Annotated in this window: 3 protein-coding genes; all 3 read left to right on the top strand. The window is 54.5% G+C overall.

What is annotated here, in order from left to right; all coding sequences use genetic code 11:
- The coding region (locus tag PKX57_RS11945) for a sugar isomerase domain-containing protein (protein ID WP_472417534.1) at positions 1-524 on the top strand (524 nt) is incomplete at its 5' end.
- An 18-nt stretch (positions 525-542) separates the two neighbouring features.
- Positions 543-2,216 carry a glycoside hydrolase family 10-like protein gene (locus PKX57_RS11940; protein WP_472417532.1) on the top strand — a complete coding sequence of 558 codons (1,674 nt, stop codon included), beginning with the start codon at positions 543-545 and terminating at the stop codon, positions 2,214-2,216.
- A 14-nt stretch (positions 2,217-2,230) separates the two neighbouring features.
- Positions 2,231-2,758 (top strand): extracellular solute-binding protein (locus tag PKX57_RS11935; protein ID WP_472417530.1); only part of this gene is annotated, 528 nt, incomplete at its 3' end.

Raw genomic sequence — 2,758 nt, 5'->3', positions numbered from 1 at the left:
CGATTCTCGAGACTTCTCTCATGCTTCACGAAAGCGCCGCGCGTTCCAGCAAGCTCGAAAGGCTTCCCGGCCTGGCCCGGGTGATACTAGAGCGTTACTCCCTGAAGGAGGGCGATGTGATGATCGTCGCTTCCAACTCCGGGGTCAACGCCGTCCCGGTCGAGGCCGCCATTAGGGGCAGAGAACACGGCGCCAGCGTGATCTGCATAACCTCCATAGCCCACTCTTCCTCGGTGGAACCCAGAAACCCCGCCGGAAAGAGGCTTTTCGAGGTTGCCGATGTAGTTATAGATAACCATATTCCCATAGGGGACGGTCTTCTGGATATCTCGAACACAAAAGTTGCGCCGGCCTCGACGGCTGTGGGGGCGACCATACTCAATTCGATCGTCGGACAGGTGGCGTGGCTGTATTCGAAGAACGGGGAGCTTCCGCCGGTTTTCAGCAGCGCCAATACGCAGAACGGCGATCTGGAGAATTCCGAGCTGATACAGATATACCGGAAGATAATTCCGATCTTGTAAACACAGGGAGGTGTTTGTATGAAAAGGTTCTTGATCCTTCTAGTTCTTCTCCTGTTGACGGTGGGATTGATGGCAATCGAGTTCGACGGAGCCGCCATAATGAAAATGGCGATCAATCTGAACACGAAGATCAACGATTCGGGTCGCGTGATTCCCGATACCATCGAAATTCCGGGAACCGATAGGAGCGTCTCGATGGAAGAGGCGCTGTATCTGGTGGCCAAATGGATGGCTATATACGGTGCCAACGGAGAGAAGATTGGACAGCTACCGGCATCTGTGCCGTACATCGAGGTGAAGGCGCCACAGAAGCAGCTCCAGGGCGAAATAGGCGGCATGATAAACTGGCCGGATATTTACGAGGTTTCCAAACAAATCACGGCGAAACTTGAGGCCGACCCGCTCATCCCGTCGCAGGTGGAGTTCCTTCTGAACGGCGAGAGTATGGCCGTCATGACTCCGGATATTCTGCTGTACGTACTGACGAGATCGGTGAACTGGGTGAACGACAACGGCAGCATGCCCAACTACGCATCGCTTAGAGAGGTTAGCGGACCCAGCAATTGGCCGCCGGTAGAGAAAGCCACTTCCGAAGTTATCGAGAAGATCCCGGGTAGCGAAGGAGAGATCAGGGCTGTGTGGGCCTGGTCAACCGATTTCATATCTTACGGCGTGGACAGGGCCGTCAATGAATTGAAAGAGGCTGGCTTCACGGATGTGTTCCTGCTTGTGAAGGGGACGGCGGGGCAGGTCTCGTGGCCTTCTGCGATCGCGTACGAGAAGATCTCCGATACGACGATACTCGAAAAGACCGTCGCGGCCTGCAGAGAGGTCGGGCTCAGAATACACGCGTGGTTCGTCGTGAACCAGGACCAGGCATATCTTAAGAGGTTCCCGGAATCCAAGATGTGGGGAGTTCCGATCGAGGAAGGCGCCGATCCTCAGAAGGCCGGCTCGACGGTGGACTTCGTTCAGGACACCCGTTACAGAGAGTACCTGATCGATCTAATGAAAGAGGTAATTTTGCTGTACGACGTCGATGGGATACATCTGGACTATATAAGGTATCCAACCGGAGCATGGGGCTGGGGCCCTTACAACATAGGCAGGGCCTGGCTCGAGGGACTCGATGTTGATTTCCTCATGGAGACGGCTAAAGAGACCTGGAGCTCCGTCGGCGACAACAAGAAGTTCATCGATCTGTACAGGCAGTTCATGTACTTCGATATCAACCGCTGGGTAGAGATGAGAATGGACGATATAAGGGCCTTCACAGAAGAGATCAAGGCCGGAATAGAGTCGGTGAAACCGGAGATAATCTACAGCGCCTCACTTATGCCTGAAGGTGGAGACATAGACGCCGCCTCCAACGGATTCGCGATGGTACACTACGGTCAGAGGTACGCTGATTTCGGAGAACTATGCGATATAGTTATCCCGATGACGTACCATCTAGATTTCGGAGAGAAGGCAAACTGGGTCGCCGACGTGGCGACCGGAACCAGGGACGTGATGATGTCCGATACGAAAGTCGTGATGGGCATTCAGGCTTACGATCTCTCGCCGACCGAGTTGCAGAAGGCTATATACTACGCCAGGGGCGCGGGGGCCGATGGAATCATGTTCTTCAGGTTCGGTACGCTGTTCGGCAACGAAAATCTCAAGAACGCCATGCTGGAAGCTTTTAAGTGAGAGGGGGAGAGACGATGAAAGGTAAACTGCTTGTTTTTCTCGCGATCGCGCTTCTTTCGACTGCGCTCTGCGCTAAGGAGATCACTTTCTGGTTCGCCGGCGGCGATCCCACGCTCGATCTTCCCGTGGTGCAAAGACAGGTCGAGGAATTTGAAAAAGAGACCGGCATAAAGGTCAAGCTCGTTGTCGTACCGTGGGCCGAGGATCCGCACACGAAACTGCAGGTTGCCATAATGTCGGGAAAGGCGCCCGATCTGGTGAAGCTCGGGTCTCCTTTCGAGCATGTCCTGGCGCGTTTCGGTGTGCTTGAACCGCTCGACGGCCTCATCTCGGAGGAACTGAAGGAGCAGCTTCTTCCTTCCGTACTGACTGCCAGTCTTTACACATCGATAACGCCGAAAGACATGACGGGCAAGCTGATATCTATCCCGTATTTCACCGATACCAGGGCGATCCTGTACAGAAAAGACATCTTCCAGGAGCGCGACGTGCCGGAACCGATAGGCTGGACCTGGAGCGAGTTCGTCACGTACGCCAAACAG

The organism is Mesotoga sp. (assembly GCF_035363035.1).
In the GTDB taxonomy this organism is placed as follows: Bacteria; Thermotogota; Thermotogae; order Petrotogales; family Kosmotogaceae; genus Mesotoga.
Note: the sequence above shows the minus strand (reverse complement) of the source record. Positions and strands in the feature narration are given on the sequence as shown.

Excerpts from the sequence above, each read along its gene's own strand:
- PKX57_RS11940 (WP_472417532.1), top strand. The coding sequence starts at position 543 with ATGAAAAGGTTCTTGATCCTTCTAGTTCTTCTCCTGTTGACGGTGGGA.